This window comes from Micromonospora sp. NPDC005161 (genome assembly GCF_053599855.1).
In genome coordinates, this window is sequence record NZ_JBSFYQ010000038.1 from 1 (window position 1) to 26,650 (window position 26,650).

26 protein-coding genes are annotated in these 26,650 nt (G+C 69.4%); 13 read left to right on the forward strand and 13 right to left on the reverse strand.

Annotation, left to right across the window (positions count from 1 at the left end; all coding sequences use genetic code 11):
• Nucleotides 1–100 precede the first annotated feature (100 nt).
• From ACWD5O_RS28565 to ACWD5O_RS28580, 4 genes are all read right to left on the reverse strand, one after another.
• The gene (locus ACWD5O_RS28565) at nt 101–811 is read right to left on the reverse strand and encodes a hypothetical protein (RefSeq protein ID WP_450087161.1); all 711 of its coding nucleotides are present in this window, start codon (nt 809–811) and stop codon (nt 101–103) included.
• Between the two features lie 66 nt (nt 812–877).
• A complete protein-coding gene (locus ACWD5O_RS28570; protein WP_450087162.1) occupies nt 878–1,576 on the reverse strand; it encodes a response regulator in 699 nt (232 codons plus the stop codon).
• Nucleotides 1,573–2,763, reverse strand: coding sequence for a sensor histidine kinase (locus ACWD5O_RS28575; protein WP_450087163.1), 1,191 nt, complete (start codon nt 2,761–2,763; stop codon nt 1,573–1,575). The genes ACWD5O_RS28570 and ACWD5O_RS28575 overlap by 4 nt, the downstream gene beginning before the upstream one ends.
• A gap of 283 nt (nt 2,764–3,046) precedes the next feature.
• Nucleotides 3,047–3,961: an aminoglycoside phosphotransferase family protein gene (locus ACWD5O_RS28580; RefSeq protein ID WP_450087164.1), complete on the reverse strand. Its 915-nt coding sequence runs from the start codon at nt 3,959–3,961 to the stop codon at nt 3,047–3,049.
• A 449-nt stretch (nt 3,962–4,410) separates the two neighbouring features.
• Here ACWD5O_RS28580 and ACWD5O_RS28585 point away from each other — a divergent pair, with 449 nt between their 5' ends.
• Entirely contained in the window at nt 4,411–5,331 is a 921-nt protein-coding gene (locus ACWD5O_RS28585) for an NAD-dependent epimerase/dehydratase family protein (RefSeq protein WP_354968617.1), read from the forward strand.
• Nucleotides 5,332–5,340: 9 nt separating this feature from the next.
• Nucleotides 5,341–6,201: an RNA polymerase sigma-70 factor gene (locus ACWD5O_RS28590; RefSeq protein WP_450087165.1), complete on the forward strand. Its 861-nt coding sequence runs from the start codon at nt 5,341–5,343 to the stop codon at nt 6,199–6,201.
• Between the two features lie 601 nt (nt 6,202–6,802).
• Here the strand turns inward: ACWD5O_RS28590 and ACWD5O_RS28595 are convergent.
• On the reverse strand, nt 6,803–7,702 hold the full coding sequence (locus tag ACWD5O_RS28595) for an alpha/beta hydrolase family protein (RefSeq protein WP_450006198.1): 900 nt from the start codon (nt 7,700–7,702) through the stop codon (nt 6,803–6,805).
• A gap of 123 nt (nt 7,703–7,825) precedes the next feature.
• On the opposite strand from ACWD5O_RS28595, the gene ACWD5O_RS28600 reads away from it, so the two are divergent.
• Together ACWD5O_RS28600 and ACWD5O_RS28605 are read left to right on the forward strand one after the other, a co-directional pair.
• On the forward strand, nt 7,826–8,407 hold the full coding sequence (locus ACWD5O_RS28600) for a TetR/AcrR family transcriptional regulator (RefSeq protein WP_450087166.1): 582 nt from the start codon (nt 7,826–7,828) through the stop codon (nt 8,405–8,407).
• A gap of 194 nt (nt 8,408–8,601) precedes the next feature.
• Entirely contained in the window at nt 8,602–9,117 is a 516-nt protein-coding gene (locus ACWD5O_RS28605) for a GNAT family N-acetyltransferase (protein WP_449940786.1), read from the forward strand.
• A 17-nt stretch (nt 9,118–9,134) separates the two neighbouring features.
• Here ACWD5O_RS28605 and ACWD5O_RS28610 read toward each other — a convergent pair whose 3' ends face one another.
• Together ACWD5O_RS28610 and ACWD5O_RS28615 are read right to left on the reverse strand one after the other, a co-directional pair.
• Nucleotides 9,135–9,794, reverse strand: coding sequence for a LuxR C-terminal-related transcriptional regulator (locus ACWD5O_RS28610; RefSeq protein WP_450087167.1), 660 nt, complete (start codon nt 9,792–9,794; stop codon nt 9,135–9,137).
• Nucleotides 9,782–10,969, reverse strand: a complete 1,188-nt coding sequence (locus tag ACWD5O_RS28615; protein ID WP_450087168.1) for a histidine kinase — start codon at nt 10,967–10,969, stop codon at nt 9,782–9,784. The genes ACWD5O_RS28610 and ACWD5O_RS28615 overlap by 13 nt, the downstream gene beginning before the upstream one ends.
• A gap of 252 nt (nt 10,970–11,221) precedes the next feature.
• Here ACWD5O_RS28615 and ACWD5O_RS28620 point away from each other — a divergent pair, with 252 nt between their 5' ends.
• The 3 genes from ACWD5O_RS28620 (at nt 11,222) to ACWD5O_RS28630 (ending at nt 15,036) form a co-directional block, all read left to right on the forward strand.
• Nucleotides 11,222–11,980, forward strand: a complete 759-nt coding sequence (locus tag ACWD5O_RS28620; protein ID WP_354968598.1) for an ABC transporter ATP-binding protein — start codon at nt 11,222–11,224, stop codon at nt 11,978–11,980.
• A complete protein-coding gene (locus tag ACWD5O_RS28625; protein ID WP_450087169.1) occupies nt 11,980–14,544 on the forward strand; it encodes an FtsX-like permease family protein in 2,565 nt (854 codons plus the stop codon). The genes ACWD5O_RS28620 and ACWD5O_RS28625 overlap by 1 nt, the downstream gene beginning before the upstream one ends.
• An 84-nt stretch (nt 14,545–14,628) precedes the next feature.
• On the forward strand, nt 14,629–15,036 hold the full coding sequence (locus tag ACWD5O_RS28630) for a serine hydrolase (protein ID WP_450087170.1): 408 nt from the start codon (nt 14,629–14,631) through the stop codon (nt 15,034–15,036).
• A gap of 116 nt (nt 15,037–15,152) precedes the next feature.
• Here the strand turns inward: ACWD5O_RS28630 and ACWD5O_RS28635 are convergent, their stop codons facing one another.
• Nucleotides 15,153–15,599, reverse strand: a complete 447-nt coding sequence (locus ACWD5O_RS28635; RefSeq protein WP_387329531.1) for an anthrone oxygenase family protein — start codon at nt 15,597–15,599, stop codon at nt 15,153–15,155.
• A 91-nt stretch (nt 15,600–15,690) separates the two neighbouring features.
• On the opposite strand from ACWD5O_RS28635, the gene ACWD5O_RS28640 reads away from it, so the two are divergent.
• Together ACWD5O_RS28640 and ACWD5O_RS28645 are read left to right on the forward strand one after the other, a co-directional pair.
• Nucleotides 15,691–16,269, forward strand: coding sequence for a TetR/AcrR family transcriptional regulator (locus tag ACWD5O_RS28640; RefSeq protein WP_450087171.1), 579 nt, complete (start codon nt 15,691–15,693; stop codon nt 16,267–16,269).
• 51 nt (nt 16,270–16,320) lie between these two features.
• On the forward strand, nt 16,321–16,908 hold the full coding sequence (locus tag ACWD5O_RS28645) for a serine hydrolase (protein ID WP_450087208.1): 588 nt from the start codon (nt 16,321–16,323) through the stop codon (nt 16,906–16,908).
• A gap of 53 nt (nt 16,909–16,961) precedes the next feature.
• On the opposite strand, the gene ACWD5O_RS28650 is transcribed toward ACWD5O_RS28645, so the two are convergent.
• A complete protein-coding gene (locus tag ACWD5O_RS28650) occupies nt 16,962–17,738 on the reverse strand; it encodes a hypothetical protein (RefSeq protein ID WP_450005363.1) in 777 nt (258 codons plus the stop codon).
• 268 nt (nt 17,739–18,006) lie between these two features.
• Between ACWD5O_RS28650 and ACWD5O_RS28655 the strand changes: the two genes are divergently transcribed.
• Together ACWD5O_RS28655 and ACWD5O_RS28660 are read left to right on the forward strand one after the other, a co-directional pair.
• Complete coding sequence (locus ACWD5O_RS28655; RefSeq protein ID WP_450087172.1) at nt 18,007–18,579, forward strand: hypothetical protein; 573 nt, start codon at nt 18,007–18,009, stop codon at nt 18,577–18,579.
• Nucleotides 18,572–19,414: a TRM11 family SAM-dependent methyltransferase gene (locus ACWD5O_RS28660; protein WP_450087173.1), complete on the forward strand. Its 843-nt coding sequence runs from the start codon at nt 18,572–18,574 to the stop codon at nt 19,412–19,414. Before ACWD5O_RS28655 ends, ACWD5O_RS28660 begins: the two co-directional genes overlap by 8 nt.
• 998 nt (nt 19,415–20,412) lie before the next feature.
• Here the strand turns inward: ACWD5O_RS28660 and ACWD5O_RS28665 are convergent.
• Together ACWD5O_RS28665 and ACWD5O_RS28670 are read right to left on the reverse strand one after the other, a co-directional pair.
• Nucleotides 20,413–21,384 (reverse strand): IS30 family transposase, encoded by a 972-nt coding sequence (locus ACWD5O_RS28665; RefSeq protein ID WP_450005394.1) that lies wholly within the window; start codon nt 21,382–21,384, stop codon nt 20,413–20,415.
• Nucleotides 21,385–21,777: 393 nt separating this feature from the next.
• Nucleotides 21,778–22,674 carry a hypothetical protein gene (locus ACWD5O_RS28670; RefSeq protein WP_450087174.1) on the reverse strand — a complete coding sequence of 299 codons (897 nt, stop codon included), beginning with the start codon at nt 22,672–22,674 and terminating at the stop codon, nt 21,778–21,780.
• Between the two features lie 211 nt (nt 22,675–22,885).
• Between ACWD5O_RS28670 and ACWD5O_RS28675 the strand changes: the two genes are divergently transcribed.
• The gene (locus ACWD5O_RS28675; protein WP_354968608.1) at nt 22,886–23,140 is read left to right on the forward strand and encodes a hypothetical protein; all 255 of its coding nucleotides are present in this window, start codon (nt 22,886–22,888) and stop codon (nt 23,138–23,140) included.
• A 19-nt stretch (nt 23,141–23,159) separates the two neighbouring features.
• On the opposite strand, the gene ACWD5O_RS28680 is transcribed toward ACWD5O_RS28675, so the two are convergent.
• Entirely contained in the window at nt 23,160–24,209 is a 1,050-nt protein-coding gene (locus ACWD5O_RS28680; protein ID WP_450087175.1) for a CapA family protein, read from the reverse strand.
• A gap of 142 nt (nt 24,210–24,351) precedes the next feature.
• Here ACWD5O_RS28680 and ACWD5O_RS28685 point away from each other — a divergent pair, with 142 nt between their 5' ends.
• Nucleotides 24,352–24,987, forward strand: coding sequence for a low temperature requirement protein A (locus ACWD5O_RS28685; protein ID WP_450087209.1), 636 nt, complete (start codon nt 24,352–24,354; stop codon nt 24,985–24,987).
• Nucleotides 24,988–25,687: 700 nt separating this feature from the next.
• Here ACWD5O_RS28685 and ACWD5O_RS28690 read toward each other — a convergent pair.
• Nucleotides 25,688–26,557 (reverse strand): hypothetical protein, encoded by an 870-nt coding sequence (locus ACWD5O_RS28690; protein ID WP_450087176.1) that lies wholly within the window; start codon nt 26,555–26,557, stop codon nt 25,688–25,690.
• Between the last annotated feature and the right edge of the window lie 93 nt (nt 26,558–26,650).

Below are 26,650 nucleotides of genomic sequence, written 5' to 3' on the forward strand. Positions count from 1 at the left end.
CCACTCCGGGCTAACTGCCGTGATCACCTGCACCCCCGGCATCCTGCCCGATCGTCCTCAACAGACAGACGCCAGGGTTACGAGACATCCCTTAGGCAGGTCATCCTCCTGACGCTCCGCGCGGGGCGCTCGCGGGACTGGCCGCCCGGCGCAGCATCGTGAGCCCGGTCGCCAGCAACCATGCCTGCGCGAGGATGGAGGCGAGGACGCCGTAGAGCAGCGCGCCGGGAAAGAGCGCCGGCGACAGGAACAGGCCACTCGCGGCTACCACTGTGACGGTCCCGACGGCCGTGCCGGCCCAGCCGAGCCAGGAGGGGTAGTCGTCCAGGACCATCGCCAGCCCGATCAGTGCCAGCGCGACGCCGTACAGCAACGCCATCGCGATCAGTGAGGGGCCGTGTGTGGCCGCGGCCACCGCATGCGCGGCCCGGATCAGGTCGGCGCGCTCGTCAGGAGCGGCGTGCGCGGCGGCGTGGGCCAGTTCCGGCAGCGCCAGGCCCTCGCTGGTGCTCTCGACGGCGAACACGGCCAGCCCGACCAGCGCGCTCGCCATCCCGGCGCGGCCCATCAGCGACGCCGCCGGCCGGGTCAGCGAGACCACCAGTGCGATCAGTCCGGCCAGCGCCAGCACGGCGGCGAAGACGGCGAAGAGGTGGACCGCCGCGTATGTTGGCCGGGAGGCGACGAAGTGCAGCGCCGCCTCGGCGTGGGCCGCCGGTGTGTCGCCGTGCAGAAGGCGGGCCGTGGTGAACGCCACGGCGCCGAGGACGGCGCAGACGCCGCCGGTCTTGAGATTCAGAGCGTCAGTCATGCCCGTGATGCTCCCGGCCCCGGCGCGCCGGTGCGTCCTCGCGAGGAAGGCGTCGTGCTGGCGCCGCTACCGCGCGGCCGTACTCCCAGGGGAGTACCCGTCCGGCGTGACCAGCCCGCTCTGATACGCGAACACCACCAGCTGGGCCCGGTCGCGTGCGCCCACCTTGACCATCGCCCGGGACACGTGGGTCTTGGCCGTCAACGGGCTCACCACCAGGTGGTCGGCGATGTCGTCATTGGACATGCCTTCCGCGACCAGCCGGACCACCTCCCGCTCCCGGGTGGTCAACAGCGCCAACTCCAGTGACTCCGGTCGCGGCCTGGCCTGCGGCTGGGCCACACCGGCCGACCGGGCGATCACCATCCGGGTGACGGCGGGCGACAGCAGCGCGTCACCGCGGGCGATCACCCGTACCGCCTGCAGCAGCTCGTCGGGCTCGATGTCCTTGACCAGGAACCCGCTCGCGCCAGAGCGCAGCGCGGCGAAGACATTCTCCTCCTGCGCGAACGTGGTGAGCACGACCACGCGGACTGCGGACAGGTGTCGGTCGTCGGTGATCCGGCGAGTCGCCGTGACCCCGTCCACGTCGGGCATCTGGATGTCCATGAGCACGACGTCGGGCCGCAGTTGGCGGGTGAGCGCGATCGCCTGGCCGCCGTTGGTGGCCTCGCCGACGACCTCGATGTCGTCCGCGCTGTCCAGCAGCGACCGGAAACCCGCCCGTACCAGCGCCTGGTCGTCGGCCAGGAGCACCCGTATCACGCCATCCCTCCCGGATCCGCGCTCGCTCGCGCCGCCTGCCGGGGCAGGCGGGCCCGGACGCGGAATCCGCCCTCACGCCCGGGGCCGGCGTCGAACTGCCCGCCCAGTCGCTCGACGCGTTCCCGCATGCCCGCCAGGCCGTGCCCGCCGCTCGTGGCCGGGGCGTCGGCACCGGCACCGTCGTCGGTCACCTCGATGTCGAGCCACTCCGGCTCCCAGCCCAGGCGCACCCGGGCACGCGCCGACGACCCGGCGTGACGCAGCACGTTCGTCAACGACTCTTGCAGGATCCGGTACGCCGCGTGGTCGACCGGTCCGGCCAGCCGGTGATCCGCCGGCTCGCCGTCGAACCCGACGTCCAGGCCGGCGGCCCGCACCGCGGCCAGCAGGTTCGGTACCCGGTCGAGGCCGGCGCCGCGACCGTCCACCGGTGGCGCACCATCGCTTCGCAACATGCCCAGCGTCGTCCGCATCTCCGCGAGGGCGGCCTTGCCGGTCTGCCGGATCGCTGTGAGCGCCTCCCGCAGCCGCTCCGGCTCCCGGTCGACGAGGTGCAGCGCGGCGCCGGACTGCACGGTGATGGTGGCAATCGCGTGTGCCACCGTGTCGTGCAGTTCCCGGGCGATGCGCAGCCGTTCCGCGGTGACCTGCCGTTCGGCGTCGCGGCGCCGTTCCTCCTCGGCCAACTGCAGCCGTCGCCGGACCTCCGCCGCGTATGCCCGCCGGCTCCGCACCAACGCGCCCAGCAGCATCGCCACCGCCACCACCGCCACCTGGGGCAGGAACATCGCGACCGCCTCGAGGGGACGCAGGCCGTCGCGAATCGACACCAGGAAGCCGATTGAGAGGAACATCGCCGGCACCGGCGTTGCCCACCACAGGCGCCCGGCCAGCAGCGCGTCGCACAGCGGAACCACGAGCACGAGCGACGGCGGGAAGCCCGGGTATCCCAGCGCGTAGAACAGGAACAGCACCGCAGCGACGACATACAGGGTCGCCACCGGAAACCGCCGCCGCGCCAGCAACGGCACGGCCATCGCCCCGCCGAGCAGGTACGCCAGCCAGTCTCGGGGAACGGCGTGCGGCTCCCGGCCAGTGACGATCGCGATCTCCGCGACGGTCAGCACTGCGGCAACGACGGTGAGGTCGATCAACCATCGCCGTACAACCGGCCGCAGCCCCGCCACGCGGACACGGTACGCACTCTGGCACCACATGACCAGAGATCACCCCGCCCGTGCGGTGCCCACCCCTCTCCACTCGGGGTTCATGCGCCCGACGGCGCACTCACGAGCGTGGCTACCCGCCGGTTCGGTGGGACGAGCCGGCCGACCTTCGGCTCGACCTGTTCGAGGTCGAGCATCCTCATTTGCCGCTGTCCGCGCTCAGGTGCTCAGCCACGGTGCGCGGTCATGCCGATGTGCGGATGGTTGATCACGCCGTCTGTCGGACGCAGTGGCGATCGCCGGGTCAGCGGATTGTGGCGATGAGGCGTTGCAGGGCGGCGTGGGCGGGCGGGCCCCAGGTGGGCTTGCCGCCGGGGCGGCCATGGACGCCGGCGTCGCCGATGAGGATGCCGCCGAGGGCGCGTGCCATCGCCCAGCCTCGGGCACGGCGCATGGTGGCGGTGTCCGGGGTCGACTGGTAGGCCGCGTAGAAGTGGTCGGTGGTGTCGTCCGGTAGCAGGAGCCACACGGCGGCGAGGTCATATGCCGGGTCGCCCGCGCAGAGGTCGCCGAAGTCGATCACGCCGCAGAAGGTGCCGCCGGCGGTGAGGACGTTGGCCGGGTGCAGGTCGGCGTGGAGCCATAGCGCCGGGCCCGTCCATTGAGGCGCGGTGACCGCGTCGTGCCAGACGGCGCGGACGGCGTCCGGGTCGTTGATCAGCCCTCGCTCGGTGGCGGAGGTGAGCCCCTTGGCGAATCCCTCGGCGCGGTCGGCCAGTGGCCCGCCGCGGTCCCGGCCTGCGGGCGCGCCGCCGGGCGCGGGTTGGTGAAGAGCCGTCAGGAAAGTGGCCAAGGATTTGGCCGCGTCTGCAGCACGCGTGACGGGGATCCGGTCGGCGGGTGTGCCCGGAACCCAGGTGGTGATGAGCCAGGGCCGAGGGAACCGTGCGGAGGGCTCGCCGAATCGCTGCGGGACGGGGATCGGCAGCGGTAGGCGCGGGGCAAGCGTGGGCAGCCAGGAGTACTCCTTGCGCAGCAGTGCGTCCGCGGACCCGGTCGCCCAGGGAAGCCGGACGGCCAGGTCGTCACCGAGCCGCCACAGTTGGTTGTCCCATCCACGTGCGCCTAACCGAACCGGGCGATCGGCGAGGTCGGGGTGCTGGTCGCGTACCAGATCCCGGACCAGCTCCGCGGTGATCTCGATCTCGACGTGGGTCATCCGGAGCAACAGTAGTCCCGCAGCGCCGCCTGTTAACCCGGCAGCGGATCGCCGTCAACTACTGCTCACACCGGTTCGTATCGCGCTTCTTCTGGTCCGCCGCCCGCTCGTGCTTCAGACAGGGCGCGCTCCACCCCGCGCATGCCGGACCCGCATCCGCTCTTGCCGCGATCCGCGCGCTACCCAGCGTTACGGTGAACCGGCGCGGTCGACGCTCGGACATGCCGATGACAGTGCACTCGATCATGCCGATGAGAGGTGCACCGACTGAGGCGTCGCCACAGCTTTCCCGTGGGCGTTTTCAAGCCTGCATCGCCAACTCGGCACCGAGACGACTATCGAGCTGCCACAAGATCCTCTCACTGTTGGAATTCAAGGCCCGGAGTGGAGGACTCGAGTGACCGGGGTCACGCCCGGGTATGTCACGGATCGGAAGGCCGCCTTGTCCCATGGCCATGACGGAGATGAAGAACCAGAGTGTGATCGTGGCCGGAGCCAGTGGTGTTTTCGGCCGGCACATCCGCGAGGCGCTGACCGACGCCGGGCACACCGTGCTAGGCGTGGGCCGCGGCGAGGGCAACGAGATCCGCGCCGACCTGCTCGACCGCGACGGACTGCTGCGGGCGTTCGAGGGGATCAAGGCCGACGTCGTGGTGCACGCCGCGACCGCGTTGCGCAAGCCGCCGATGACGCACAAGGGCATGTTCGGCACCGACGACCTGCGGGTCACCGGGACCGCAAACCTGATCGAGGCGGCCAAACTTGCGGGCGTACGCCGCTTCATCGGCGAGAACGTCGCCGTCGGCTACGGCTACCGCGACTTCGGCGACCGCGTTTTGACCGAGGCCGACGAGTTCGGGGCGTCCGTGACGGACCCGAACATCAACCGGCACCTGGAGGGCATGCGGGAGAAGGAGCGCTTGCCCCGGGAGTCGGGGCTGGAGGCGATCTCACTGCGATTCGGCTTCTTCTACGGGCCGGGGGGCACCGAGACGATGGTGCACATGCTGCGGAAGCGACAACTGCCGGCGTTCAACGACCACGGTCACATCTCGCCGTGGACGCACCTGGCCGACGCGGCCGCCGCCGTCGTCGCGGCGATCGATCGCGGCCGGCCCGGTGAGGCGTATAACGTCGTCGATGACCACATGGGCTTCGGGGAGATGATCCGGGCGATCGCCGAGACCTTCGGCACACCCAAGCCGTTCACCGTGCCCACGTGGATGATGGCGGTCGCGCCCTACATGCACCTGATGCTCGGCGTCACCATGCGAGTCTCGAGCGAGAAGGCCCGCCGCGAGCTCGGGTGGCAGCCCGCGTACGCGACGGTGCTGGACGGGCTGCGGGCGCAGGCGCTCGGTCACGTCTAGCCTGTTCCCATGATCGATAGCCAGGTCTTCGCTCAGCATCGGCGGCTGCTCTTCGACGTCGCGTACCGGATGACGGGGAGCGTCGCCGATGCCGAGGACATCCTGCAGGAGGCCTGGCTGCGGTGCCGCGACGTCGACGGCGGCCAACTCGCGAACCCCCGGGCGTACCTGGTCAAGACCATCACCAACCTCTCGCTCAACCAACTCACCTCGGCCCGCGCCCGCCGCGAGACGTATGTCGGGCCGTGGCTGCCCGAGCCGGTGCTCACCGCGCCCGACGCGGGCCAGGAGGCCGAGGTGGCCGAGTCGATCTCGATGGCGATGCTCGTCGTCCTGGAGACGCTCACCCCCGCCGAACGCGCGATCTTCCTGCTCCACGACGTTTTCGGCTACAACCACGCCGAGGTCGCATCCATTCTGGACAGGTCCGAGGTCGCGGTGCGGCAGACCGCGGTCCGGGCGCGGGCGCACGTCGCGGCCCGCCGGCCTCGCTTCGACGTCGACCAAGGCGTACGCCGAGAAGCAGTGGACCGGTTCCGCAAGGCCTGTGCCGGAGGCGACCTGAACGCGATGATGGAACTCCTGGCGCCCGAGGTGATCTGCTGGTCGGACGGCGGTGGCAAGGTGACCGCGGCCCGCCGGCCGCTGGAAGGCGCCGACAACGTCGCCCGCTGGCTGCTCGGGGTCTTCGCCAAGCCGGAGACGCAGAACACACGGCTCGTGATCACCGAGATCAACGGCGAGCCGGGCATCCTGGGCCTGGCCGACGGGCAACCGGCCGGGGCGATCTGCCTCGACTTCGACGGCGAGCGGATCACCGGCGTACGCATGCAGGGCAACCCGGACAAGCTCCGAGGCCTCACCCGCTGATCCCACCTCCCCCGTCGATCATGAACCTAAGATGATCCTCAACGGAACAGTTCCGGATCACCGTTCCATTCAGCCAGCCACATCAACGAGTACGCCGACAAGCGGTAAGTTGAACAGCCGGCGACCTGGTCGGCCACCGCAAAACACGGCCACGTCGCCCTCAACGCACGGATTTGCCGATGAGAGTGCGTAGAACGACCTCAGCTGCCTGCGGGCTGCCGTCTTCGACCTCGCTGCAGAAGCGAGCTATCTGGAGCGGATCCAGCGACGCTTCGGACCCGTCCGGACCGCCGTTGGATGTCCCCACCAGGCGAGATTTAGAGGCCCCGGTTGTCGGCCCTTGCCTGTGGCCGCCTGCGGCTGGGGATCGGTGCTGTGGGGCGACAACGAGGCCGAGTGCAAGCAGCGCGGCGGCGAGAAGGGAGCGTCTTCCCGTGTGCCCTTTCCGTGTTCCGGGTGCGGCGGCGTGAGGACCCGCACCACCCGCATGGTGTGGTGTCGGCCGCGCCCGGAACACGGAGAGGTGAACACATTCATCCTGATCGTAACCATCAATAGATGTGAGTTCAACCATTCGGGTACGCGTGGTGTCCGCTTGTCTTTACTTGGATTCGAGTCGGCCCAGGGTGCTCTCGACCGGTGCCGGCCAGGTGGAGTCCTTGAGGCCGAGGGCGTCGCGAAGGTAGGCCCACGTGAGCCGCTGGATCAGTGCAACCCGCTCGGGGCTCTCGTCCGTCGTCGCTTTGGCTTCGTAGTCGGAGATGCCGCCGAGCGAGTGCTCTGCTCCGAACAGGGTGAGCAGGCTCTTGCTGCCCGGGCTCAGGTGATACGCGTCGGTGAACCAGTCCGGCCCGCGGACTGACAGTGGGGAGTCGTCCTGGTCGCCCGCGACGACGAGGGCCGGGGTGGTCATGTCCGCGAAGCTCGGGCTCATGAAGGGGAAGTGCTCGGCCGCGAACGGGGAAAGGTCGGCTCCGCCCCGGCCGGTCACGGCCAGCAGGACGCCCGCCTTGATCCGTGGGTCGGACATGTCCTCTCCTGGGCGGCCGTCGGCGTCGAGGACTCGCGCCCCCAGCAGCGTGCTCGCCGTCTGGGCGCCATAGGAGTGCCCGGCCACGGTGATGCGGGTGCGGTCGAGGCGTCCAGCAAGGCCGGGGACGGACGACTCCAGCAGGTCGAGCTGGTCGAGGGTGCGCTTCAAGTCGTCGACACGGATTCGCCAGATCAGCGGTGTGCGGGGGTCGTCGGGCGGGAGGTTCAGTGTCCGCGAGTCGAGGTGGGTGGGCTGGATGACGACGAAGCCGTGGGAGGCCCAGAAGTCGGCCAGAGGGCGGTTGTTGGTCGCCGACTGGCTGAAGCCGTGCGAGAAGACGATGACGGGCAGTTCGTGGCCGGTCGTGGGTGCGGAGACCCGTACGTGCAGATCGTCGCCGCGATCGGGGGCCGGCAGCGTGATGGGGTGCACCGAGACGACGGGTGTGGGCTCTGGCATTGCGTGCATGGTCGTTCCTTCGTGACTTGGCATTGGCCTGCCGTTCTGGCATGCTGTCAATGCGGAACTTGGTTCCGTTAAAAACGATACGGAACACGGTTCCGATTTTCAAGGGATGTGACGGGGGTAACGGTGGCCGGCACGGGCGGTGAATTGGGTTCCCCGCGGAAGCAGCGGGCTGATGCCCGGCGTAACGAGGAGGCGCTGCTGGCGGCGGCCGCCGCGGTGTTCGTCGCCTCCGGAGTCGATGCGCCTGTGCGTGACATCGCCGCCAAGGCCGGCGTCGGCGTCGGCACCATCTACCGCCACTTCCCGACGCGGGCTGATCTCATCGTCGCGGTCTACCGGCACCAGGTCGAGGCGTGCGCTGCGGCCGGTCCGGCGCTGCTGGCGGAGAGTGCCACACCGCACGCCGCCCTGGCGAGCTGGATTGACCTCTTCGTCGACTTCCTGGTCACCAAGCACGGCCTGGCTGAGGCGATGCAGTCCGACGATGCCGCCTTCCAGACGCTGCACGCCTACTTCCTCGACCGCCTCGTCCCCGTCTGCGCCCAGCTGCTCGCCGCCGCCGCAACGGCGGGTGAGATCATCCCCGACATGGACGCCCTCGTCCTGATGCACGGCATCGGCAATCTCTGCATCGGCGCCGACAACCCTAGCTACGACGCGCGCCTCATGGTCGGACTCGTCATCGCAGGCTTGCGGCTCCGCTAGCGCTCAAAGGAAGTACGCGGCGCGCGGTCGCCCGCAGAGACGCGGCAAGGCGGTGGCATATGCTCCGCGATTGATGGGACTCGCGGTAGGCCACTGGCAGAGCCGAATCTCTGCCCGTCCGCCATCCGCATCTGCCGCGATCCGCGCGTTCATGCCGATGACAGGCCGTCTTGCCTCTATGAAAAGGTGAGGATGTGGCTTCCCCGCTGATCCGTTCGGCAAGACAGTCGGAGCTCGATGACTTGGCCCTGCTTGAGGTCCAGGCTGGCGAGCTCTTCCGCTCGGTTGGCATGTCAGAGGTGGCCGACCATGTCCCCGATCAGCAGGCCCTGAGTCGAAGTCAGCAGCAAGGGCTGATCTGGGTTGCCGAGGAAGACGGGAAGATTGCCGGCTACATCGTGGCAAGGGCGCTGGACGGTAATGCCCACATAGAGCAGGTATCGGTAGCTCCCACTCACGCTCGGCGGGGCATCGGCCGCCGGCTCATATCGCACCTCGAGACATGGGGCAGGCGCAACGATCGGCCAGCGACGACCCTGACGACATTTCGCGACGTGCCCTGGAACGGCCCCTACTACCGGACACTTGGGTACCGAGAGCTACTCGGCGCGGAGATCGGACGCGAGCTGGCAGCCGCGATGCAACACGAAGCGTCGCTGCCCGGAATAGATGCTTCCCGTCGCTGCGCGATGATCAAGTGCAACGGTTGAGCGAGTCACCGGCGTACTCAGTCGCCGCCGATCTGGCCCGCGCCGTTGAGGTAGGTGAGAACGGCGAGGACGCGGCGGTGGCCGCTGTCGGTGACGGCGAGGCCGAGCTTGTTGAAGATGTTGCCGATGTGCTTGTGCACGGCGTTGTCGGTGATGAAAAGCCGGTCAGCGATGGTGTTGTTGTCGTGTCCCTGTGCCATCAGCGCGAGTACCTCGCGTTCGCGAGGGGTGAGGACGGCGATCGGGTCGCCGCGGTTGGTGAGGAGTTGGGCGATGACTTCGGTGTCCATGGCGGTGCCACCGGCGGCCACTCGGCGCAGCGCGTCGACGAACTCATCCACCCGGCTGACGCGATCCTTGAGGAGGTAGCCGACGCCGCCGCCGGTGGTGGAGAGGAGTTCGGCGGCGTACTGCTGCTCGACGTACTGCGACAGCACCAGGACCGGCAGGCCAGGGTGCTCTCGACGGGCCTGCAGGGCGGCTCGGATGCCCTCGTCGCGAAATGACGGCGGCAGCCGGACGTCGACGATGGTGACGTCGGGCCGATGGTCCCGCACGGCGGTGAGGAAGCCCGTCGCGTCGCCCGCGATGGCGGCGATCTCGAACCCCACGCTGTTGAGCAGCAGTTCCAGTCCGGTGGCCAGCAGCACGTTGTCTTCGGCGATTACAACCCGCACGGCAGCTCCATTGTGATCGTCGTCGGCCCGCCGGCCGGACTATCGACGTCGACGGTGCCGTCGAGAGCGAGCACCCGGCGACGGATCCCGGCCAGGCCGGTGCCCAGCCGATCGTCGGCGCCGCCAGCGCCGTTGTCGGTGATCACCACCGATAACCGGTCTGCCGTGCGGCTCACCCGTACGCCGGCCGTAGTCGCTTGGCTGTGCTTGGCGACGTTGGTGAGTGCCTCGGCGACGGCGAAGTAGACGATAGACTCCACGGCCGCCGGTACAGTTTCGAGGTTGTCGATGTCCAGCCGGGTTGGCACGCCGCAGCGAGCCGTCACTGCGGTCAGTGCACCGGTGAGGCCGCGGTCGGCGAGGATCGGCGGGTAGACGGTTCGGATCACGTCGCGGAGTTCGGTCATCGCCTCCTCGGTTCCTTCGTGTGCGTCCCGAAGAAGTCCTTCCAGGAACTGCTCGTTTCGTGGATTGTTGGACAGTGCCCGCCGGGCCACGGCCAGCCGCATCGCGATGGCCACCAGCCGCGCCTGGGTGCCGTCGTGCAGGTCGCGCTCGATCCGGCGCAGCTCTGCGCCGTGTGCGTCGAGCACGTCTGCCCGGGTGCGGGTCAACACGGCGACCCGGTCGGCGAGCTGTTCGGCTGCCGAGTGCGACAGCACTACCAGGCAGATCCGGGCGTGTGCGCGAGCGATCGGCGCGAAGGCCAGGTACGCCAGCGCGGTGAGCAGGAGGATCTGCAGTGGACCGAGTGTGAGGGCTGTCGCCCAGCCGGTCACCGGAATATCGATGAACAGCCGTGGTCGATCCTGCGGTGCGAACGCCCACCACAGTGGTGTGGCGACCGCGGCGGTCAGGAGGTTGCCGACGCACAGCAGCGCGAGCAGGCCGAGCGGCACTGCGGTGATGGCGTTCACCGGCAGCCAGAGCAGGTCGCGGGGCGTCGCCGGATCGGCCCATGCCCGGCGTGCCGTCGCGCGCAGGGCAGGACGCGATGCCAACGGCGTCTCGAGCAGTCGGCCGGCGCGGTCACGGTGCCAATTCGCCCATCGCCGGGCGAGCCTCGGATGGCACAGCAGCGGCAGCGCGAGCAGCGTGGCGATCCCAGTGGCCAGTGATTTCAGGAGGTAGGCCCCGCCACGCCACGCCTGCACCCACCGTCGACCCGACGTCACAGGATGCCCTTTCTGCGTACCCTCCTTGGGGCAGCGTCCCTTCGCGTTCCCGACACGGCGCCAAGTCTGCCCCGTGGCCGCCGCCCGCAGCACTACAGCCAGCTGTACCTCACATCGGGTGGTACGGGATATCGGTATCCGACGGCGCGGAATCTAGCGTCGGAACGCATGAGGTTCAACAGCAGAAACCTATCGAGACGACGCGGGGCGCTGGTCGAGGCCACCGCGATCCACTCGCTATACCCGGATGCAATGCCGACATTTGCGACACATCCGTACGCAGTGCAATTGGATTCGGTGTCAAAGGTATACGGGTCGGGGAGGAATGAGGTACGCGCTCTCGACGGGGTGACAGTCGGATTCCCGCGCGGTACGTTCACCGCCGTCATGGGCCCGTCCGGGTCCGGCAAGAGCACGTTTCTGAACTGTGCGGCCGGTCTGGACCGCCCGACATCGGGCCGGGTCGTGCTGGGTGACACGGAGCTGTCCGGCCGGTCGGAGACCGAGTTGACCGAGCTGCGCCGGGACCGGATCGGGTTCGTTTTTCAGGCGTACAACCTGCTCGGTGCGCTGAGCGCGGCGGACAACGTCACGTTGCCCGTCCGGTTGGCCGAGAAACCGGTCGATCCCGAGCAACTAGCGAGTGTCCTCGCCGCGGTCGGGCTCGCCGAGCATCACGACCGGCGCCCGAGCCAGCTCTCCGGTGGCCAGCAACAGCGGGTGGCGATCGCCAGAGCGCTCATCAACCGGCCCGACCTGGTGTGCGCCGACGAGCCGACGGGCGCGCTGGACAGCGGCACCGGCCGCCAGGTCCTGGCACTGCTCCGGAAGATCGTCGACGACCTGGGGCAAACCGTGCTGATGGTCACGCACGATCCGGTGGCGGCCGCGCAGGCTGACACCGTGGTGTTCCTCGCAGACGGCCGGTTGGCCGGCGAGATGCCCCGACCGTCCGCCGAGCAGATCGCCGAGCGGATGACTCACCTAGGCGAGCCGTGGGCCGCCGCGTGATGTCCAAGCGCATGCTGGCGTTGGCCTGGAGCACGGTCAAGGGACGAAAGGGGGGGTTCGTCGCGGCATTCACGGCGGTGCTGTTCGGCTCGGCGGTGATCACGGCCTGCGGGATCCTGCTGGAGAGCAGCGAACGCTCGGGCGTGCCGACCGAGCGCTATCAGGCTGCCGACCTGGTGGTGGGCGCCCCGCAGGCACTGCTGGTGGCCGACGACGTGGATCCCAGGTTCGGCGAGCGGGCCACCCTGCCGGCCGACCGGGTCGGCGATATCGCGCGAGTGCCTGGCGTCCGGGCGGCGATCGCCGAGGTCAACGTCCCGGTCAGCCTCGTGATGGCCGACGCCGAGGTGCTCGCCGGGCCGGACGGCACGCCCGCGCTCGGGCATGGCTGGCAGTCGGCCACGCTCGGCCGGTTCACCACGAGCGCTGGCCGGGCCCCGACCGGGCCGGACGACGTGGTGCTGGACTCCGCGCTGGCCGAGCGGGCCGGCCTCACTGTCGGCGCGTCGGTTCGGCTCGTGGTCGGCTCGAACACGTCGACTTTCCGGGTGACGGGCATCGCGGGTCTGCCTGCAGGCAGTCTCGTCCGGCAGTCCGCACTGTTCTTCACCGATGACCGGGCCCGGGAACTGACCGGCCAACCAGACCGGGTGGACGCGATCGGCGTGCTGGCCGCGCCCGGTGTCGATGCCGACGAGTTGGCAAGCGCCATCAAGGCGGCGGCCTCCGATGTGGTCGTCTACACCGGCAGTGACCGCAGCGAGGTCGAGTTCCTCGACATCGGCAGCACGCGTTCGTTCATCAGCGAGCTGTCGCTGGCGTTCGGCGGCAGCATGGTCTTGGTGATCATGATCGTCGTGGCGAGCACACTTGCCCTGTCCGTTCGGCAGCGGCTGCGGGAACTGGCGCTGCTGAGGGCGATCGGCGCGACCCCGAAGCAGGTGCTCGGCATGATTGCCGCCGAGACCATGGTGGTGGGCACGCTCGGGGCAGTGCTCGGCGTGATTCCGGGCATCGGGCTGAGTTTCCTCTTACACGAAGCCTTCACCCTGGTCGGCGCGGTACCGGACGACTTCGAACTGTCGATCAGCCCGCTTCCGGTACTCGTGGCGATGGTGCTGTGCCTGGTCGGCGCCCGTCTGGGCGGCTGGATAGCCGCCCGGCGAGCGGCCAAGCTCAGGCCGGTGGACGCGCTCGGCGAGGCCTCGGTGGAGCCGCCCAAACTCGGATGGCTTCGGTTGACCATCGGCTTGCTGCTGATCCCCGTCGGTCTCGCCACCGCGGCCGTGCTGCCGCTGGTGCTACCCGGTGAAGGGGCCGTTGAAAGCGCGGCCTTCTCGGCGTTCCTGCTCGTCTTCGCTGTCGCGCTGCTGGGGCCGCGGTTGCTCGGCGGTGCCGTCACCGTGCTGGGCCCCTGGCTGAACCGCAGTTCGGGCGTCAGCGGGTTCCTCGCGACCGCGAACGCGCACGCCAACTCCCGGCGGCTCGCCGCGGCGACCACTCCTGTGATCATGGGCATCACCCTGGCCGCCGCGCAGCTCTTCAGCGCGACGACCTCGAGCTCGGCCGCGCAGGATCAGGCCGCGGACGGACTGCGCGCGGACTACGTCGTCACGTCCACGTCCGCTGGCGTCTCGCCCGAGGTCGCGGACGTGCTCCGGGACGTGCCCGGCGTCTCGGCGGTGACCCCGGTCGTCCGCACGCGGACGCTGGCGTTCACCTCGGGAGATGACCCTCAGATCAGGACCTACCCGGCGCAGGGGATCATCGGCGACCGGCTCGCCGAGACCATGGATCTCGCCGTTCTGGAGGGCGATGTCGCGGATGTGCGGGACAACGCGGTCGCGTTGAGCCGGATCGCGGCGGGCACCCTCGGCGCTGCTCTCGGCGACACCGTGGACCTACGTCTCGGTGACGGCACGCCGATCAGACCCACGGTGGTGGCGCTCTACGAGAGAGGACTCGGCTTCGGTGACGTCACGCTGCCGCACGACCTCGTCCTGGAGCACACCACCGACCGCCTGGACTTCGCGGTGCTGATCGCGGCGGCCACGGGAACCGACGTCGGGGCACTCGGCGATGCGTTGCGATCGGCCGTCCAACACCTCCCGAGCGTCCAGGTCAACAACCGCGAGTCGTTCGTCGCCGCGCAGCGCGATGCCGCCGCCGGCGAGTCTGCGGTCGGCCTCATCCTCAACGCGGTCATGCTCGGCTACCTCGCGATCGCCGTGGTGAACACCCTGGTGATGGCGACCGCCGCACGCTTGCGCGAATTCGCCCTGCTCCAACTGGTCGGCGCCACCCGTCGCCAGGTGTTCGCGATGATGCGCAGCGAGACGAGGATCATCGTCGTCGCAGCCGTTCTTATCGGTACCCTGGCCGCGATCCCGTCGTTGATCGGCACGAGCATCGGGCTGACCAGGACGCTGATCCCGTCCATCCCACCGCTCATCTACCTGGGAATCGTCGCGGTCGCCGCGCTGCTCGGCTGGGCCGCCATCATGACCTCGACCCGGATCGCCATGCGGTCGCAGCCGGTCGACGCGATTGGCGTTCGCGAGTGACGCCGGCGACGCTACAGCGAGCTGTACCGGATCGGGTGGGACGAGGTATCGGTCCGCGTCAACGCCGCTCCTAACGTCAGTGCCATGAGACTGAACAGCAGAAACCGAGGCAGCGGGTCGCGCTGGGTGCGGCGGCGCAGCTTGTCGCCCTCACGTTCACGGCCATCGGGCTCGACCCGGGCCGAAGGATCGGTGACCGGTTCCGGCCACGCCGCCGGCCGGTTGCAACGGGACACCGACGCGATCCACGCCCTCGGGGTGACCGGCGTTCAAGCCCGAGTGACCACCTCCGACGGCCGGCACCTTGTCGCCACCAGCGGGGTCGCCGATCGTGACACCAGGCGCCCGGTGTCACCCAACGGACGCTTGCGGATCGCTAGTACCCGCAAGGCGTTCGAAGCCACCGTCGTCCTGCAACGTGCCTCGGTGATCTGGATCAATGACCTCACCCGAACCAGAGCCCAGAGCCGCGCAGGTCATCGAGGGGCGTAGCTTGTCGGGATCCCAGTTGTGGGCTCTCAGCGGCAGCTGCATTCCCGGATGTCGGGCCCGCTGCCGCCCGGGGGAGTGGGGATTGCGCGCCGCGTGCGCGGTGTCGGCCCGCGGGCTCAGGTGAGGGCGGTGACCAGCAGGGCGAAGGCGGCGATGATGACGGCGACGCGGACGTAGTGCAAGCGGTCCCAGCGGTTCATCTGCTGCTTCCAGTCGGCGGGCCGGTTGTCAGGGGTCCACGTCTTGCCCCGGTTGTTGATCGGGACGAGCAGCAGGATCGACATGATCACGCTGAGGATCAGCAGTGCGCCGGCGGTGACGACGAGGCCGGTGCCGTGGTGGTGCCATCCGGCGATGGCCCAGACCGCGACGAGGACGAGCGAGCCGATGTACCAGACCGGCATCACGGCGCCGAGCATCCGGCCCCCGTGGGCGCGGCCGAGTTGGCCAGAGTCCTCCGGGAGGGCGTTGAGGATCGGGTTGATGACGAAGGCGACGGAGAACTCCACCCCCACCATCACGCCGACGACCACGGTGGTGAACACCTCGAGTGCGTTGAGCATGAAGACCCCTCCTGGGATCTAGCGTTGATAGCTGGCGTGGCAACGCTAGCACTGCTGCCGCTCGGTTGCCTAGCGGTGCTAGGATCGAATCATGTCGGTACAGGAACGCAAGGACCGCGAACGGGCGGACCGCGAACGCCTCATCGTGGCCACGGCCCGCGACCTCGCCGAGCAGCAGGGCTGGGACGCGGTCACCACCCGCCGGCTCGCCGAGCGCATCGAATACAGCCAGCCCGTCCTCTACAGCCACTTCCGCGGCAAGCGCGAGATCATCGGCGCCGTCGCCCTCAAGGGCGCCGCCGAGATGGCCGCGGCGGTGCGGGCCGCGACCGCCGCCGCGGACGGCCCTCGTAGCCGGGTCACCGCCCTCGCCCGCGCCTACCTCGACTTCGCCGCACGCAACCCGGCGGTCTACGACGCCATCTTCCAGCTCGACGGCGGCCTGGCGTTCGCCCACGAGGACACCCCGGCACCTCTCAAGGACGCCTTCGCCGCGCTACTGGAGAGCCTCGGCGAGGTCGCCGGGGACGGCGTCGACCCGGGGCTGTTCACCGAGACATTCTGGGCGGCCCTGCACGGGCTGGCCACCCTGACCCGGGCCGGACGGCTGCCGCCGGAGCACACCGAGCAGAGGGTGAAACTGCTGGTGGACCGGCTCGCCATGCTCTGACGCACCGTCCCGGCGGGCACACAGCCGGGGTCCCCGCTGCCTGCCTGCAGCATCGCTTTCGGTCACGCGCGCCCACACGGCGCAGCCGCAGATCGCCGGGCCCCGGACCCCCGACGGGGCACCCACCCCGGAACCTGCGGTGCTCGCGCCCTAGTGGACCCGGACTCCATGGTCTCCAGCACCCGGAACCTCGACCGGTTCTTCCACGCGCTGCTGGGCGGCCCGCTGCTGCGCCCCGCGCAACTGGCCGAAATGAAACGAACGGTCGAGATCAACGAGGACATCAATGCGATCTGGCCGCGCGGCCTCCACGGGCTCGGCCTGGTCAGCCGCCCGCTGCCCTGCGGCGGCGTCTACCAGGGCCACGACGGCGGCTACATCACGGTCACCGGAGTCACCGACGACGGCCGGCGCAGCGCCGTGGTGTCCATGTCCACCTCGCTCGGCGATTCGCTGAACAGCCTCCTTGAGCAGCAACGCGACGCCGACACGCTGATCAAAACGCTCTATGCAACCGCGATGCGCGCGCTTGCGCCGGTGGCGCAGGGATCGGGTGTAGCCGGTCGCAGTGGTCAGCTCGGTAACGAGAACAGCCCCGGAGCAGCCGCATTGATCGCGTCGGAAAGTAAGTCCTTGTAGGTCACGGCGTACCTACCGATGTACTCAGGCTGTATGCCCACAGGGCGGTGTTGTCAGGCCGCCATGGCGGCTTCGTGGCAGCCGGACGAGCGGCTCGGGCCGGACAGGTCGCCCCGCGTGACTGCGGCGGCCACGACGCGTTCGGCGCGGCGGCGGCGCATCCGCAGGACCGACGCGGTGACGCCCTTCTCGGCGGCCAACTGCTCAATCAGCGCGTCCCCGAAGCGGGTGGCGCTGATCAGCTCAGCGGCCTCGGCGGTGATCAGGCCCGCGGCGGCCGCCCGGCCGAGCAACAGATCCGGATGCCCGTAGGGCATCCTCGGCGAACGCGAGCCGGTGGGCAGGTCCAGCGGCAGTTCCTCGCCGTCGTCGGCCTTGACGACCGCGGCCCCGGCGCGCCAGGCCGCCCAGCACAGCCGCAGCCATAACCGGGGCGGGGTGAGGTCCGCCGCACGCAGTGCCTGAAGGAACCCGGCGAGGACTGCGGAGTCGACGTCGTCGGCGTGCCGGGCGTAGCCGCGGCTGATCTTCGCTGCGAGGTGTGTCAGGGCGGGCAGGGCCACGCCGATCGCGCCGACGACCCAGGCCGGTCCCCATTCGCGGGCGTGGTGGGCCAACTGCCGCCACAGCTCATCGGTGGTGTCGCTGTCGTAGCGTCCGTCCATCAGCAGCTCGCGTAGCTCGTCCAGCGGCATCGTCGTGTCCGGCAGACCTGGTACCGGGCGAGCGTCGAACACCAGCGGAGCCGGTTCGCAGGTCAGTAGCTCGAAGGCTGTCTCGGCAGTGGTCAGCGCCGTGTCGCCTGTCCTCGTGCGGGGGGTTGTGGCCATGGTGATGCCTCCTCCACGGGAGCGCTTCGCCCTGCGCGAACGCTTCGAGACCCCCGATTGGGACAGCCCGACCTGACACCACGAGCGAGTGTCAGACCAGGACAGGTCGTGTCCGCTCGTGTCAGGTTCGCCGGTGCGCCGCCCGCCCGCGGGGCTGTCTGGCGGCCGAGCTGACCGTTCCTGTCAGGGGAGGGGCGGGTTCGATCGGCCTGTCAGCGGCGCACTGGGGATCGTCAGTACGCCCGCCGGTCCGGGGGCCACCGTGCCCATGACCGATAGAAACGTCCACCGCGCACCGGTCCCCGTGGGGGACGTGGTGCCCGGCGACCCGCCCGTGCCGATCACCGTCTGGCCGGTCCCTGCTCCGCAGGAGGGCGAGACCATGTCCAACGCGATGGGCGTGCGGCTGGTCCACAACCTCACCCACCCGTGCGACCTCATCATCGACCTGGCCGAGGGGCCGCAGTTTGCCCGCGCGGTCATCGCGGCACACCGCCGCAGCCACCTGCAGGCGGCCCGCCCGGTTGCCTGGGGGCGTGAGGCGGCGACGCTGATCGTCACCGGCTGGGCCGTCGCCGACGCCTGCCCGGTCGAGTTCTTTCTCCGCTGCCGCGCCCGCCTCGCGCCGGGCGGCTGCGTGGCGGTGCTGCTGCCGCACGGCAACGTCACCCTGCCGGTCGACGTCGTCGTCGCCGCGAAGCGGGCCGGGCTGGCATACCTGCAGCACATCGTGGCGGCCGACCGGCCGCCCCGGCGTGGCCAGCAGGCGCAGCTAGCGATCCACACCGACGTGCTGATCCTGACCCGCAGCGCGATGGCGAAGGGGCACGCCGATGGCTGAGACGCTGCCGGTCACCTCGGTGTGGCTGACCTGCCAGATACCCGCGCGTGACCAGCGGCGAGGGCGCTACGTCCGGGGGACCTCCAGCCATCCGGCCAAGATGTTGCCTCACCTGGCCGCGCACGCGATCAGCGCGTATACCGCGCCGGGCGATGTGGTGTTCGACCCGATGTGCGGGTGCGGCACCACGTTGGTGGAGGCCATGCACCTCGGGCGGCAGGGCATCGGGATCGACATCGAGCCCCGCTACACCGCACTGGCCGAGGCCAACGTCGCCCTCGCCGCGTCGCAGGGCGCCGCCGGAACGGCGACGGTATTGACCGGGGACGCCACCGGTCTGCTCGACCTGCTGCCCGCGTCCGCGGTCGGCCGGGTGAGCCTTGTACTCACCTCGCCGCCGTACGGGCGCGGAACGCATGGCCTCGTGCAGACCACGAGTACCGGGGTACGCAAGCGAAACCACCTGTATGGGGACCGCGAGCGTGGCAATCTCGCCTATGCGGGGTGGTCCCGCCTGCTTGGCGGGTTCGCCGCGATCCTGGCCGCCAGCTATCAGCTGCTGCGTCCCGGCGGCACCGTGGTGATCACCTCCCGACCGGTACGCCGCCAACGCGATGACCTGATCGACCTGCCCGGCGAGCTGCTCGCCGTCGCGCAGTCAGCCGGGCTGGCCCCGGTGCAGCGGACGGCGGCGATGCTCGCCGCCGTCCGTGACGGGCAGGTCGTGCACCGGGCCAGCATGTTCGGCCTGATGGCGGTCCGGCGGACCCGCGACGAAGGCATCCCGGTGCACCTGGTGGCGCACGAGGACGTGCTGGTCCTTCGCCGCCGTTGAGAGCTTTGCCAGGTTCAGGAGTTCTGAACCTGGCAAGGCAGACGCCGGGAAACTTGACCAACCGTGCGGTCGTGGTCGATGGCGAGACAGCCGCTAGCCAAGCCGATCGGTAGTAGTGACCGACGGCCAGGACGAAGACCTCGGGGCTCCGCCCCGAACCCCCGGCTCTCCTCGGAGATCAGCCGGGAGATCACCTCGCCGGGCACCACAAGGGCTACCAACCTCCCCGACGGGGACAAGGTGGAGCGCTTTACCGGACGTACGATCGTGGCCCCGTCCGGGGAGGCTGGACGGTCTGGCGACTGCCCGACGAGGAGATCCGCCGCAACAAATGGGTCAGTGTCCGTCAGCCTCCGGATGTTCGGCGGCAGTTGGAGGAGCGGAAGCGGCCATGACCCTCATCAGGGCGCGTCAAGAGGCCGCTGTCTCTGTCGTCGTTCCAGGTCACTGCTTCCACGAGCCTGTTGTTCTCGTCGGCGACACCCCGGATGCCGTGGGTAAAGCGTTCCGCCTGGCGGATGTCTTACGTCCTGAGCGGTCCACGCTCGCGGTACCTAACCTAGACCGCGGCCATGCTCGTCACGGGTCTGCGCGTGGAAGTCAGGACCGTAGTCCCTCTCGTTGCGAGAGACGCTGACCCCAGCGGCCTGTAGCGCCACCCCGACTTTGGAGGCGTAGAGCTCGCTTCGATAGACGGCCGGTACTCGGCACCGAACCACGCCCAACGCATGCGCCCCCACCTGCGGTCTCGCGTCTCCGCAGGTCAGAGTCGGTGTAGCGTCCTGCTTCACACCGTAGAGGTCACTGGCTCGATCCCAGTTTCGCCCACAATGAATATTTGCAGGTAGCGAGCCCGTCACCGGAACCACCGGTAACGGGCTTTCGCGCTGTTGCCCTTAAATTGGGGGCAGATTGGGAGCACGCAGCTTCCTGGCGGCACCGGCCTACGCCCAGCCGGCCTCACGATGAACCGCTTTGCCGTTGAGAGATGGGCGGGTTCAGCCAGTGGAAGCATTTGCCTCGACGAGCTCGGTGAATATCTCGGAGGGCTTCTTCCAACCGTGGATCTTACGGGGTCGGTCGTTGATCTCGGAAGCCACCATCGCCAGATATTTGGGGTCGGAGGTGATCGGGAAGCCCTTGGGGAAGTACTCGCGCAGGATCCGGTTGGCGTTCTCGTTGCTGCCGCGTTGCCAGGGTGAGTGCGGGCGGGCGAAGTACACCGGCAGTCCGGCGGCGGTGATCCGGGCGTGTCCGGCCATCTCCGACCCGCAGTCCCAGGTCAACGAGCGGGCCAGCTGCGGTGGGAGGGTCCCGGCGGCGGCGATGATCGCGTCGCCGACGGTGAGGGCGTCCCGGCCGGTAAGTGGGACCAGGACCACGAACCGGGAGGTGCGTTCGACCAGCGTCGCCACGGCGCTCTTGCCTGCCTTGCCGATGACCAGGTCACCTTCCCAGTGCCCGGGGACCTGCCGGCCCTGCACCTCGGCGGGGCGTTCGTCCAGGTAGCGGGGCTCGCGGATGCGTGGTGCCGGAGCCGGCCGGGCCCCGCCACGACGGGCCGTGCGGCCGGTACGCAGACCGATCAGCTCCCGAGCCAGAGTGGACACCGGCTGGGCGTACACCCACTGGTAGATCGCCTCGTGAGGCACCCGGTAAGCCTGATCGTCGGGGTAGTCAAACGCCAACCGACCCGCGATCGACGCCGGCGACCAACCCAGCCGCAGCCGCTCGCGGACCACCTCAACCAGGCCCGGTGCCCGCTGCACCGCCCACGTCTTCGGCCGCCGCCGCGCCACCGCCGCACCGGTGTCGGCGGCCGCGGCCCGGTAGGCGGTCCGGCCACCGTGCCGGGCGACCTCCCGCGACACCACCGACGGGTCACGGCCGATCAGGACCGCGATCTGCTTGTACTCCAAGCCTTCGGCCAGGCCACGGGATATCTCTTCCCGATCATCCAAGGTCAACAACGCACGCACGGCAGAACATCCTGTCCCACCGAACCGCCAAGATCAAATGCTACGACCGACTGAACCTGCCGACCGCAAGTTGCGCTCGCCTTCACAGTCGGCCTAGCACAGGAGGCGCCCGCGGCGAGCACCCGGGCCAGCTCCGGTTCGACGTCCGCGGAAAAGATCTGGCCCGGCTGGTACAGAGGGGGCGCCGGATTTAGACGGGCTCCGCCGAACGCACTTCAACCGTCCCCAACGTCTCTGGGCAGAACACATAGCCGCGCCTTCGGTGGTTCGGATCTCAGGATAACGGCATTTCAGCGGCCATCCTGATCACGTATTTGGGGTTCAACTCGCCCCACCGACACGAACCCCCTTGCCTGCGCTTTGCTGGGTGGCAGATCACCAGGATCACTGCCCGGGCCCGGGCTCGTCGCGCCACCGTTCGATGGTCTGCGCCATCCAGAACACGGCAAAGAACGCGGCGACGACGATCTCGAGCAGGAAGAGGCTGATCCAGTCGACAAGCCACAACAGCGTGCCCACGGCGGCAGCCCCTAGCAGGATCCGCGCGAACCATGCGTAGAAATCCCTGGATCGGGCTAGCGCGCCGGGAACGGCGTTCAGAGTCTCCTGCCGTCCCTGGTCGCGTCGAAGTGCGTTGGCCACCGCCACGACGATGATGCATGCAAGCAGACCAACGGCGGCGATGTAGTGGGCGTTATCAATGAACCACGCCCTGGACGCCGCGAAAGCACCGGCAGATCCGCCGTACACCACCAACGCCGCTGCGTATGCCCACCGAGGGAACTTTGCCCCAGGCGTCCTCCGGTCTTTCAACGAGTAGAAGAGTATGGCGGCGAGGAGAGCCAGCGCGCCCACAAACAGCAGAGCAACGGTGCTGTTCTCGACGTTCGCTTTGGTGGCCTCGGCCAACGTCCGGACCGTGGGGCAGTCCAGCTCTTCGAGCGCCGGACTGTCCGCCTGCTCGCAAGCGCGAACCGCCGTCCTATAGTCAGAGCCGCGCGACGTGGGAACGATTGCGACCACGGCCGCAAACATCCCGCCGAGGTTGAGAAATACGTCTTCGACCTCGTTCGTCCCTTTCAAGGCGATCATGCAGGCCCCGAGGGCGATGAGGGCGCCGACGAAGATCGCCTGCGCAGGCGTGTAGTAGTAGGCACTAACGGATGCCAGGAAAGCGCCCGCTTGTAGGCTGTGGTACATCACCGCTGCTCCAAGGCCGAGCAGCAAGGCGACCATCGCAGTTCGCAGGTACCGGTAGGATTTCACCTCGACGTCGGACATTTCGATGCTCCTCGACCGCGGTGAGCGCGCCTTTGTATACGCATCGTGCACTGTGAAAGTGCGCCTGGTGGGCACCGGCGTCCAGCGTGGTGTCGTCAAGCCGACAGCCAACGAAATGCGAGTGGATACTAGCGGGATCAGTGTTGCCGGCCCGGCTGGCGGTTGTTGGGTGAGTCAGGCGGCCAGCGGTCCACGCCGTCGGGGGCATCGCATGCTGTTCCGCGTCGCGGAGTTGCTGGCCGGTGGCGTCGATGAAGTGGTGAAAGTTGCCAGATCGACGGCGAGGCGGAGTGCAGCTGCGCCAGCTGTCGCCGTCGAAAATCTCGCGCAGCTTGCGCGCGGACACACCGCCGAGCTTGATCAGTGCCGGGCCAAGCTCGCCGCACTGGAGCGCAAGCAGCCGGCAATCGATGCGCTTCTGCACACGTTGTGCGCCCATGGCCACCGGGCCCACGGCGGGCGGTAGGTGGCGCGGGCCACCCGGCTCAGTCGCCGGCCAGAGTGAGCAGCCCGTCGGCGGCGACCTCGAAACGGGTGCCGAGGCGGCTGAGCAGATCGGCGAGCCAGCGCGCCTCGTCGGGGCTCGCGGTCTCCAGACGCATCCGGCGGATCCGCACGGGGGCGGCCCGCAGGCCGCGCAGCCGGCCGGTGTCCGGGTCGAGGGCGGGCAGCCAGAGCAGCCGCAGTTCAGGCCGGTACACCTCCTGCCCGCTGATGCCCTCGTAGTCGTCGACCAGGTCCCCGCAGCCGTAGAGGATCAGCCGGTCCCGGTAGACCTCGACCGGTCGGAGGTGGTGCGACGAGTGACCCTGCACCACGTCCACGCCGGCGTCGAGCAGGCGGTGCGCGAACTCGACGTGCTCGGCCGGCACCTCGTACCCCCAGTTGGTGCCCCAGTGCACGGAGACCAGCACCCGGTCGGCAGGCTCGGCCTCGGCGGCGATCCGCCGCGCCATCTGCTCGGCGGTGGCGGCGGAGGTCTCCGGCAGGTACGCCACCCCGGGCCCGTCGGCGGTGGCCGCCCAGTACGGGGGCACCCCGCTGGACGGGGCGGCCACCGAGAAGACCAGCATCCGGCGACCTCGGCCGAGGTCCACCCGGGCCGGCTCCCACGCCGCCGCGGCGTCCCGGCCGGCGCCGGCGGCGGCGATCCCGGCCCCGGCCAGCGCGTCGAGGGTGTCGGTGAGGCCCACCGGGCCGAAGTCGAGCACGTGGTTGTTGGCCAACGCGCAGACGTCGAGCCGGGCGGCGGCCAGGCAGGACAAGTTGTCCGGGTGCATCCGGTAGTGCACCGACTTGGCCGGCGCGTGCTCGCCCCGGCCGGTCACCGCGGTCTCCAGGTTCACGATCCGCGCGTCCGGCCGCAGCTGGTCCAGCAGTGACAGGGCGACGCCCCAGGGCCACCGCGGTGGCCCTGGGGCGTGGAATCGGCCCGATGACCGACTCGGCCAGCCTGACGTAGGTCTCCGCGTCGCGGACCGCGCCTTCGCGCAGGTCGGACGGGCCCGGCCGGGGCAGGATCCGGTCCACCCCACGGCCGGTCATCACGTCGCCCGCGAGGAAGAGGGTCAGCGCATCGTCGGCCATCCGGCCGCTTTCCCCGCTGCGCCCGACCCTCACCTGCCAACGAGCGGCGACGCGCGGCGAGCCGGTCGGGCCGCTTCGCGGCCGTGGTGTCTGCGGCGATCCGGCCCAGCGCGGCGCCCGGATCGTTATTGTGGGCGCCCGAGCGCCCGAGTCAACGGGCGCTGCCCAGTCAGCGACACCCCGCCCCCCGCCTACAGTGACAGACCCTTTCGCCCCGCTGCCGCCGCAGCGTTCGCGGTGTCGTTCACCACCACCGTGCTGCTATTTCGGATCTACCTCTACCGGGCCGGTCGGCTACTGCCCGCCGCGATCACGGCGGCTCCCGAGTCCAGCCGCCTCATCCGAGAGGCGTTCCTCGCTCACGCGCTCATGGTGTCCGGCATCGTCGCCGTCGCTGTCGGCTACGAGCTTGTCATCAAACACCCGACAGGGCACACCGACCGGGCCTGGATCCTCGTCATCCTCGGCGGGCCCATCTTGTTCCTAGCCGGACGCGCCCTCTTCGAACACGCGGTATTCGCCCGAGTCTCCCGCTCCCGCCTGATCGGTGCACTAGTGCTCGCCGGCACCTCGCCCGCCATGATCCTCCTGCCGGCACTGGCCGCGGCCACCACCGCTGCTCTCGTCCTAGCCGGCATCGCCACCTTCGACACACTCCGCACCAGAAAACAGCCACCCGAGCCGCCGTTACCACCCGCTAGACAAGCAGAACGGCCCCCAGCTTGAGACCCGCAAACACCACGCGATCAATCAGCCGAATATCGAGCATGTCAAGCATCTGGCGGGACGCTGTCACGCGGGTTCCGAGACCAGACAGCCTGCTGCCGGCCTGCTGCCGGCCGAGTGGACGCTCCCATTTCTGTCAAGTTGAGGTCGGGGGCTTAGCGTCGCGCCCGGCTCTCGGCCGGTTCGCAGCTGTTCTGAACCTGGGTCCACCGCCACTTGTGAGGGTGCCGTGCCCGCCAACAGGTTCTAACGCGTCCGGCGGACGATGGATCATGAGCGGCGGCAGTCTAAGGTCGGCCTTTCGTGCAGTCCGGTGGACCTGGAGGTGAGGGTGTCGTTCATCCCAGGTTGTAACCTCGTCGCCTGCTGGCGCAAGTCCGGTCCGGGTAGGTGCCAGGAGGCCCGGTAGCAGGCTGGCGGCCTGGTCTGGAAGGGGTCTGCCGCGGTTGGCGAGTAGCAGGAGATGCTGCCCGCCGCCGGCACCTTACCGGCGCAGCCCGCCACGCCGCAGTCCACGGAGGGCGCGCGACTGGGGCAGCGACGGCATTGTGGCCATCACGGCCGTCGGTTGATGCCCGCAGTGCGTGGCCTGCTCACCCTGATCCACCCGCCCTCGAACGAATGGACTCACTGTCTCTGGCATCGACACAGGTTGCCTTCGGTCGTGAGCTCAACGCCGACGTGCGCAGCTGGTCTGCGGTCAGTTCGGCTCGCTTGACGGCGGGCGGGTTCGGCCGCGCTTGCCCGACTTGTACGCAGCGTCCATCGAGGAGTACTTCGCTGCTCGGGCGATCATTCCATGTTCGGTCTGGTCGGAGAGGTAGGCCAGGGCGGTTGCCTCTTCGGTCAGGTCGTCGTGCAGGTGGGCCGGCGCTGCGGGCAGGGCGTCGGAGAGGGCGTCCTGCGCGTGACGGATCTCGGCGAGCGCTGCGTCGGGGGCACCGGCGCTGAGGTGGCCGGAGGCGCGTCGTTTGGCCTGCTGTACCTGCAGGTAGATCAGTTCGGTGCGTACGGTCGGGTCAGGTACCCGTCCCGCGGCCTGGTCACCGGGGACGACGTTGACGTGCAGGGGCACGGTGATGGTGTGCTGGGCCAGCGTGGGTAACTCGACCCAGGTGAACTGGCAGGTGGCGACCTGGGCCAGGCCGAGGGTGGCGATGGCGGGGATGTCGAAGGTCAGCAGCAGTTTGCGGGTCTCGTCGGCGTAGAAGTTGCCGAGTTCGGCGAGTAGCCCGTCACCGGTGGTGGTCGCGGGCATGTCATTGACGATGTGGACCGCGCGTACGTGCGGTGAGGGCTGGATCAGCAGCGACGCTGCTTGGACGGTCTGGGAGAGCAAGCCCTCGACCTCGCCGGCGATGAGCGCGCCGGCGGTGTCGGCTTCCTCGGCGAAGAGTTCGTTGCCGGCCCCGCCGCGGGCGATCGCCGACATGAGCCGTTCGTCGTAGCCGAGTCCGTAGCCCAGCGTCGAGGTGGTGATGTTGTCAGCGTGGGCCTTGGCGGCGATGGCGCCCAGAGTGTCAGCGTCGGTGACGCCGGCGTTGGCGTGGCCGTCGGAGATGAGCAGCACGTTCGCTCCGGCCGGCCCGGCGATGCGGGCGGCTTCCTGCAGTCCGCGCAGGTAGCCGGCGGACAGGTCGGTGCTGCCGCAAGCGTCGAGCTT